At 33.5% G+C, this 10,000-nt stretch carries 4 protein-coding genes; all 4 read right to left on the bottom strand.

Annotated features, from left to right (window positions below):
- Positions 1 to 436 precede the first annotated feature (436 nt).
- Positions 437 to 589 (bottom strand): hypothetical protein, encoded by a 153-nt coding sequence (locus tag QC759_RS05345; protein ID WP_277897684.1) that lies wholly within the window; start codon positions 587 to 589, stop codon positions 437 to 439.
- Between the two features lie 89 nt (positions 590 to 678).
- On the bottom strand, positions 679 to 1,041 hold the full coding sequence (locus tag QC759_RS05340; RefSeq protein ID WP_144405528.1) for a hypothetical protein: 363 nt from the start codon (positions 1,039 to 1,041) through the stop codon (positions 679 to 681).
- A gap of 52 nt (positions 1,042 to 1,093) precedes the next feature.
- The gene (locus QC759_RS05335) at positions 1,094 to 7,933 is read right to left on the bottom strand and encodes a pseudomurein-binding repeat-containing protein (protein WP_048072814.1); all 6,840 of its coding nucleotides are present in this window, start codon (positions 7,931 to 7,933) and stop codon (positions 1,094 to 1,096) included.
- A gap of 923 nt (positions 7,934 to 8,856) precedes the next feature.
- On the bottom strand, positions 8,857 to 9,825 hold the full coding sequence (locus QC759_RS05330; RefSeq protein WP_231553394.1) for a transposase: 969 nt from the start codon (positions 9,823 to 9,825) through the stop codon (positions 8,857 to 8,859).
- Positions 9,826 to 10,000: the final 175 nt, after the last annotated feature.

Raw genomic sequence — 10,000 nt, 5'->3', positions numbered from 1 at the left:
AATAACTATAAGTTAAAGCAAATACATAGATTATAAGAGTTCCAATTGCGTAGTAATATTCGTTTGAAATATAATTAGGTTTAATTAAGAATATATAAGTAAGTAATGACCCTGAAACTAGGATCAAACCTCCTAAAGTAACGAATAATAATATATAAAAATTTTTATAACTACTGAAAATAAGGACCAACATGAGAATTCCCATTGAACCTGTAATTAAATATGAAGGGTTTCCCGAGCTTGAAAATCCAAAGAATCTAGTTAAAAAAGGGATAGCCACTAAAAAATAAATAAAAGTCCATATATTCGTTTCCATTGAATTACCTCTTTTTTTATTGAGTTGAAAAGGATAAGAAAAAATTTTTCTTATCCAGGATAGTTTGCTAGAAAAACTACAAACCGGTCATGTGGTGGAGTTGAGAGTCATATGGCTCATCTATCCATGATGGATCTTGTCCGGCATTCCATGCATCGAAAAAAGCACCACCAAGCACCCATAAACAGTAGAAGCCGCACCCACTGCTAAAGCCACACTAGCACCTCCTGATGGCAAGGCAGTAGCACCTCCACCTAGTCCAAGAGCTATCATTGAAGCTGCCCCTCATTTAGGCTCTTATTTTCTGATAATATTTTCATTTTAATATCCCATATGTATATCTTTTTGAATTATTTACTAAGCTATAATTTTCCTTTGAATGTAAATGGAACTGATAAAAAGAATAAAAATGTGATTAATCCTACTTCTAAGTAGTATATTGCGGTAGAACAGGTGATCTCATCTATTTGGGTGAACAGTGCAATTAAACCTATTACCCACATTATCACTAAAAGCATAGTGATAACCAACACATAAACTTTTTTATTATAATATTTCATGAGGTCAAATATTGAATATATAATAACTATTAAAAGGACAATTATTAAAGGAATGCGACATAAATTTGAGGGATTTCCTAAATAGGATAAAATACCTATTATTAAAAGAAAAATAATTGATATAATAAATATAATACTCATTGTCAAGTGTTGTCTTGGATTCATAATTACCACCTTATCTACTATTCTTCAAAAAATTTGAAATATTAAATAATTTTTAGGGTAGTAAATACATGGAAATCACCGGGGACATGCCAATTATGGGTGAAATAGGCATTGATGCATACCCATGTAAAAAATGCCTCTTGTAAACTGTTTTTCCATCTACTTGAACATCTAGCCAAGGATCTCTCATCATTTGATTATAACTACCATCCTTTATATCCCATCCTAGCAGTGCAGCACTTGCACTCACACCCGCCAACGCCGCGTAAGATAAACCTCCTGTGGCAATACTGCCCATTATCGCCCATTTATTTGCTTCAAATTTTGCAGCACTCCAAAAACTAGCTTCATTAAATTTAATGTTTATACTGTCTGGGACATCCATATATGTGTAATATGTTACCTTTTTTGGTGGTACATAGCGTGGTATTTTCACCCAAGTTCCAAAGCTTATGGTACGCCAATATATTTGATATTGGAAATATCCACCTATTGGTATTCCGAATAAATATCTGGTTGGAATAAATTTCAAAGAAAATTTGTAAGGTACTATTATAGTAAAACCTACCCAACGATAAGTCCAAGTCCAATATCCTCCTACCCACTTCGTATGTTTCACTGCTACGGTATGCCAAAGGGCTTTGATGTTACGCATTTCATCATCAGTCAATATTGTAGCATTAGCTGGTGCTTGTCCATTTATTATTAGTGCAACTCCTGTGTAAAGCTCGCTGAATTTCTCTAAGCTCATTTCTATATTTCCAAGGTTAGGATCAAACAAATAAACCGTGGTATTGGTGATGTTGCGTACGATTTCAAAGTGCTTAGTTCCATCTATATTCAAAACTACTAAATAGTTAGGTTGTAGCTGATCAATAGTTAATCTAGCCCCAATCGCAGTTAAACCTTTAGATTGTGCTGCTATTTTAAGACCATAGAGGCTGGTTCCCGTTTCATCGGTTTCAGCTATTTTTGCAATTTCCGCTTCAGTAGTGAAAATTCCCATAATTTTTAGGATTGTGGCAAGTGCTGCCGGTCCACAAGTATAGATGGTGGTAGCCATTACCATCTCACCATCATCCACTACTGAAACATCAGTCAACCAATTACCAGTGAAATTATTTCCTGATATGGCAGTACCAATAGAGTTATGATACGTGACTCCGGCACCATTATCAGATAGCGTGTTGCCAGTTAAGAGGTTGTTGTTTGTATCATAGAGATAAATTCCCACCCAGTTGCCAGTGACATTATTGCCAGTGATATTGTTGTTGTTGGAATGATAGAAGTTATACCCATAGTAATTATCAATCAAAGCATTCCCGTTCATCACATTATAATGGGAATTGAAAAGGTATACACCATTTTCATTGGCCCTTATAATATTTCCAGTTAAATTATTACCTGTAGATTTGTATAATACTATTCCATAATAACTATCTTTGATGATATTTCCATTTAAGGAGTTACTTCCTGATTCATATAAGTAAATTCCCCTATTACTCTCTGATATGGTGTTGTTAATGAGGTTGCTATTAAATACATGGCTTAAAGATAAACCGTAGGAATCACTGGAACTGATTATGTTTAATCCTAGTATTGTTGACCCACTACCGTCATTATTTATTACAAAAACACTTCTATTTTCATTTTTAGCTTTGAACTTTACAATGGCACCATTAGCTGATTTAATAGTAAGCCTTTTGGTTACTGCAACATTTTCTGTGTATATACCCTCACCGACAATAATAGTATCACCATTAATTGTATCTGGATCATCTATTGCTTCCTGAATACTGGAGAAATTCTCCTGAGTTCTAGTATTATAAACCCCCAAGATATTTACACTGGTAATATTAACTGATTTGGAGAGTGTCTGATTATCTAGGGTTACAGAAACATTAGCCAAACCTGCTGATGACCCCGTAAGCTTTAATTCAGCTTTACCTTTCTTGGTAGTTCCAGAACTGTTAATAGTTCCAATTGTTGTATTGAAGTAAATAGGTATGTCATCAGGTATATTACCCTCCGGTGATGTGTCGTTTCCCTGATTATTATGTGTTAAATCTGCTGTTATTTGGTAATTGTAGTTTGTTCCGTTACGATCAGAACGATCAGTGAGGCTAATAATAGATAATACCAACCAAGGATCATATGTAACACTTCCCCCAGTAATACAAATGTCACTTGGGTTGTTTGAAGAAACCAGGGGGTTATTGGATCCCCACCAGTTATTAGTTGCGTTAATAGTTCCATTACCCATATTATAAAGTCCATATCTACTGTTACCCACAATCCTATTGAAGTGCACTTCTGTTGATGAATTATTTAGATAGATCCCATCCAGATTAGTATAGACATTATTGCTGTATATCCTGTTTTTATCTGAGTTTTGAATATTTATCCCTGTAGCAACGTTAGAATTTATCTTGTTACTGGAAATTTCATTATCAGAGCCTATGTTTATGAATATGCCGCTGTTGCTGTTGTTTGATATTTCATTTCCAGAAATTAGATTTTCTGTGGAGTTGTACACGTAGATTCCATTTGTGTTGTTTGTGATGTTATTCCCGAATATCTGGTTTTCATTGGAGTTGTTGATAAAGATACCAGCATTATAAGTGGATCCATTTATTATCAGATCTTGTATTGTTGTGCCGTTTGCACCGATGTTTAATGTGAAAACAGGCAGATTAGGGTCTAATGCCTGTACTGTTACGTTAAATCCATAAATCGGCCTTATAGTGATTTTTTTGTTGATCACAATATTTTCTAAATAGTTTGTTTTTTGTAACCAGATAGTATCACCATTGACGGTGTCCTGGTCATCTATTGCTTCCTGTATGGAATTAAATATCTCCTGGGTCCTGAAATTAAATGTCCCATTAGGATTAGATAACGCTACCCATGGAATTACAAAAACATCTTCAGGAGCATGTTCAGTGGCATTGTAAGATACCATAATCTTAGAGAACATGTAAACAAGGGATTCATAGCCCATAATACTTCCCACACTGGTATCAGTGATATTATTTGGTGCCGTTCCATTGGAATTCATATAGGATATGATTTTACTGGCCATATCTACAAATTCGTCATTGAGTATGGTTCCGGTGGTTATGTTTTCTGTAGGGTTTGTTGGGTTTCCAACACTTTCTAAAATTACAGATGCATTTAGATAATTTTCAATATTGATAGTTGATTTAGCTGCGAGTTTTAAGAATTGAGGTATCGTTATCTGCATTCCTGCAACAGTCACAGTACTTGGAAGTGCATGATTGATGTCAACATAAGATTTAACAGCTTCTGAAGCATTTTTAACTTGATCGATTGTTATAAAGACCGTACTGGTATTGGATATCACTGCCCATGGATTTACTGTAATAGATTGGGGTAATGTTTTAGTTGCATTGTATGAACTTATTATTTGGCTGTACAAGTAGACCAAAGATTCAAAACGCACGTCCCCCAAGTTGGTTGTCCTATAATCCGGTGCTTGATTATTGGTATACATATAGGAGATTATATTATTCGCCAGATTAACGTAGTTCTCGTTATTGATTATTGGTTGTTTATTTATGGTTTCAGAAGGATTCGAAGGTAAGTTGTAGTTTTTAAGGGCAATTGAAGTGTATAGGGAATTATCTATGTTTAATACAGTGGAAGTTGTTATTTGAAGGAATTGAGCCATATTTACAGTTATTCCAGCGATTGTGACAGAAGTTGGTAATTGATGGTTAGTTTCAACATAGGCTTGCACTGTTTTGGCAGCATCTTGTATCTGATCTAAATTGAAAAATACAGTGTTTGTATTGGAAACAACTGCCCACGGTGTCACAGTAACATTCTGAGGCAATGCTGTCTTATTTCCATAATAATCTAAAATTAATGAGTACATGTAAACTAATGATTCATAACGCACATTTCCCAGATTACTTGATATACAGTCCGGTGCTTTTCCATTTGAATCCATATACGAGATTATACTACTCGCATAGTTGATGAAGGAGGTATTGTTAAGGCTTCCTCCTGTCACGGTTTCTGATGGGCTGGTTGCTGTATTATAATTCTGTAAAACAATTGTAGCGTTTAGTTTCCCATTTATATTTGTTACTGCTGTAGCTAAAAGTTTCAAGAACTGAGGCATGGATACTTGTGTTCCAGATAAGGTCACATAACTTGGAAGTGCGTGATTTGTCTCAGTATATGTTTTAACCGTTTTGGACGCATCTTTCAATTGATCAATTGTTATGAATTTGGTATTGGCGTTTGAAACAACCGACCAAGGCCGTACTGTGACAATATCCGGTAAAGTGTAATTATTTGCTTTGTAAGAGGTTAGTATTTGGCTGTACATGTAGATAAGTGAGGGGTAATTTATGTTCCCCAGACTGCTGCTTTGGTAGTTGGGTGCTCTTCCATCACCATACATGAAATACTCAACCAATCTTGCAAGATCAAGATACTGTGTCTGGTTGAAGCTTCCACCAGTAACTGTTTCTGGAGTATCTGTAGGAAGCCCATAACTCTGCAGAACTAACTGACCAGCATATGTACCGTTTATATAATGTAGAGATGTGGTTAAAAGTTTCAGGAATTGGGGCATACTCACAATAGTTCCAGCAATATTTATATTACTTGGTAGTGCATGATTAGTTTCTATATGTGTTTTTACGGTTTCTGCCCCACTAATTATCTGCCCAACATTGAAAGTTACTGTACTCGGATTTGAAATAACTGACCATGGCAGGACAGTGACATACTGTGGAATCTTATCGTAGACGTTGTAGTAGTTTAAGATTTGGCTGTACATTAAAACCAGATCTTCATAACGCATATTTCCCTGTGAAGTTCCTGCATAGTTTGGTGCATAACCATTGGAATACATGAAAGAGATTATATTGTCCGCAACGACAAGATAATTCTCATAGTTAATTTTTCCACTGGTTAACGTTTCTGAAGGACTAGGAGCAGTGTTATAATTTTGCAGAATAAGTGATTGGTATAAACCTGCATTGATATTTTTTAATGTTTTAAGTTCAAGATTCAAGAATTGAGGCATTGTAATTTGAATACCCGAAATTGTTACACTGGCTGGAAGGGCGTGATTGGTTTCTACATACAGTTTAACAGAACTTGCCGCAGTTTTTATTTGATCCATGGTCAAAAATACAGTATTAGTATTCGTGACTGTTGTCCACGGTGTTAGTGTTATGTAGTTGGGTAATCGTAGGTTTTCACTGGCAGAGTTTATAATTTCTGAGTACATGTAAACCAGTGATTCGTATCGTATGTAGCCCCTTACAGTTGTTTTATAGTTGGGTGCATACCCATTATTATCCATAAAATCGTTGATAGCAGTTGTGGCACTTAAATAGTCTGTGGCACTGAGATCACCACCAGTAATGCTTTCGTAAGGGTTTGGGGCTGTGTTATAATCTTTTAATACAATTGATTGGAATAAATTTTCTTTAGCATTGATGAGGTAGAGCACTTCCAGTTTCAAAAAGTTAGGCATGGTAATTGTGGACTGGGAAATCGTCACATGTTCAGGTAATTGGTGATTAGTTTCTATATATGATTGCACAGTGTCTGCAGCATTTTTTATCTTGTCCATAGTTATAAAAGTGGTATTGTTATTGACAACAACTGACCAGGGTACAATTCTAATAAAGTTGGGTAATGCCTTTGCCACTTGATAAGATCTTAAAACCTGTGCAAATATGTAAACCAGTGATTCATAACCCATATTCCCTAAACTAGTTGTTATATAATCTGGAGCTCTACCATTGGAATCCATATATGATTTAACACTATTTGCTAAGCTAAGATAATCGGTTTTTGTAAGATTTCCAGTTGTACTTATGGTTTCTGAAGGATTGAGTGCTGAAGTGTAGTTTCCTATGGGTATGGATGTGGTTATGTTGGTATTTAGGTTTATTGCTGCAGTGTTGATTAGTTGAAGGAATTGTGACATACTAATTGTCTTTTCTACTATTGTCACATTTGCTGGTAGCTCATGATTAGCCTCTACATATGCTTGAACAGAATAAGAAGCGTATAACAACTCATCTATAGTAACACTTGGTGGTGATGCTGCATTGATGGTATATGTTGCTGTTTGCATTGTACCAGTATTACCAGATGCATCAACTCCATAATACTTCAAAGTTGTTGATCCTGGATTTAGGTTTAATGTGACTGTTTTAACCTGATTATTCCAAGTAGCACCGTTGTCTACACTATAATAAACTTTAGGATTGGGATCAATACTATCATTGGCTGTTAAAGTCACACTCCTTAATGTATCATATGTACCGGATGGTAAGTTATTGGTTACAGTTGGAGGGACATTATCTATTACTACACCCGTCGAATCCGTACCTGAATAGTAAACTACACTTACATAATTCGGCAATTGGTTGTTAATTAAGTAATAATTCAGGATTTTTGCATACATATATACTAAGGATTCGTAGCGTATGTTTCCTATACTGCTAGATGCATAATTAGGCGCTACACCATTATTATTGATAAAATTACTAACACGATTAGCAATATCCACGTATTCTGTTTTATATACAGTGCCCGTTGCAGATCCTGACGGACCGGTGGGATTACCTACAGTGGCAATATTTACTGGAGTGGTAACACCTTGATTAAGTTCTACCGTGAATTTAGTGGCTGTGTTTAAATATGAAGGTGTGGTACTGTTTTTATCTGATATATCCACATATCCCGGTAGTTTATTATGGGCCTCAGTATAGTTTTTTACTCCAGAAGAAGCAAGTTCTGCTTCAGTAAGATTCAAACTTGTTGCTGAAACAGCCCCCATGAATATGATAATTATTATAAAAAAACTCAATAATAATATACTCTTTTTTATATCCATTGTTTCCCCCCGATTACAGTGAATAATAATTTATGATTATTTTGAAAAATAATATCATTAATAAAAACAAATGAGGATAAAATTGACTTTATTAAAGGCTTAAATAGATTTTTATTTGATATTCTAATTCCCCCAGATCTTAATAGTGATAAAATTCTATTAAATACATTTTTACATAACACATCCTTTATTAACATCTTATTTATAAATATTTCGCTTTTAAATCGATATTAAAACAGCCAGAGGATTTAGTTTACAGTTTAAGACGGAACGAAAGTGTTTAAAAATTGATAATAATCAGTAATATTTTCTGATTAATACTAATTACATTATAAATCGTATTAATCCCTTATTCGTCAACTAATAAAACGTATTATCTAATAATATAATATGATACTGCATTAAAAATTGGTAAATCTTCCATCCACAGAACTGCAATAATTTACTAAATTTAATTTAAAAGACTTAAATAAGGTAAAATTTGATAAAATAGAAAAATGACATATAATATATCTTAAATAGCCTAAATGAATTTAAAAAATGCAATCTAACCAGTTTATAGAAATAAACGTTCTCAATACATAATTATCTATCCTTAATAAGATCATATAATAATAAATTTTCTCTGAACTACCATTATTTTAAAATAACAGATTATAATAGACGCACATATGGGAAAGGACAACCCACGAAGGGGAGATATAAGGTATTCCAACGATTTTATTAGGACCGTTGGAGTAACCAAGGAAATATATCAACATATAAGTCAAAAACTGGAAGCTAATCAAAATTCGTGATTTTTGATGTGCCGCTATATATAGTGAAGCAAAATTTTGCGGTGACTACTTCTTTATTTAATTTAATTTACCATTTCCAGCCCTGAAAAATTAAATAAAATTAAGGCTTTGTAGAAACCCTTTTTTTTAGTTGATTTGTGTTGTTCTGTAGATGTTGTATATTGTGTTTTTGAGTTTGGTTTCTTTGTTTGATAGTTGTGTGCTTCTGCTGTGGTTTGTGCCGTTAAATTTTCTTTTTATTGTTGAAAATATGCTTTCTATGTTGTTTCTTTTTTTGTATATTTTGTGTCGGAATATTGTTGGGCTTTTTAGTCTGTATTGTCCTTTTTTTGCTCTGTTTTTGAGGGGTATTTGGTCAAATGCTTTGATTTCTTCATTTATGCATTTTCTTATTGGTTCTGTGTCATATGCTTTGTCTGCTACTATGTAATCTGGTTTATACTTTTTGATTTGTCTTAATGCAGGTTTTGCAAATTGTGTATCATATTTTGGTCCGCGCGAAGTTTGATAATATAAAATAAGACGTGTTTTCACGTCTATTGTTAAATGGTTTTTTATGTAGCTTTTTCTTTCTTTTTGCCGTATTTTTGCATAATATTTGTCTGCATAATCATTCGTAAAACCAGAGCCGTCCAATGCTATTATATCTGCTTTAATATCGTTTAATAATAGTATTAATTGGTTAATTTCTCTAATTTGTTCTGAAGGTAATCGTTTAAAGAATTTTTGGATTGTTGTAAAGTGCGGAACCTTTTTTATTCTCAAATATCTCTTAATTACGTCCGATACATCAATAACATCAGTGATTTCACGATATGTTGATTTTGTGTAAATTTTCATTGCTAATATCGTGAATAAAGTATGTTGTGAATATAAATGGTTTGAAAAGGCATTAGAATACTTGTTTATCGCTATTTTAACATAATAGTATGTCCTTTCAATGAATTCCACCAGTTTATTTTCTTTAAATTTGCTATTCTTGTTTAAAAATCTTTTTAAACATTGAATATTAGAATTTTTAAAACCAAAATCCGAAAGATTTAACTGCTTTGAAACCCCAATATGAACAGGGGAATAATAGATTTTGCGAATCATAATAATATTATTCCCCTTTATCATTATAAATACTTTATCAACCGTATTTAAAAATATGCAAGTGTAATTTCAAGTGAAAACAGGAAAACACAACTTAAAACTTACAAATTTTTTTTATTACAAAAAAAACCTGTCTTCAAATAAAAAAAATTAGGGTTTCTACAAAGCCGTAATA

Source organism: Methanobacterium formicicum (assembly GCF_029848115.1).
GTDB classification, from domain to species: Archaea; Methanobacteriota; Methanobacteria; order Methanobacteriales; family Methanobacteriaceae; genus Methanobacterium; species Methanobacterium formicicum.
The sequence above is the reverse complement of the archived record's forward strand: the minus strand, read 5'-3'. Positions and strand labels throughout refer to the sequence as shown.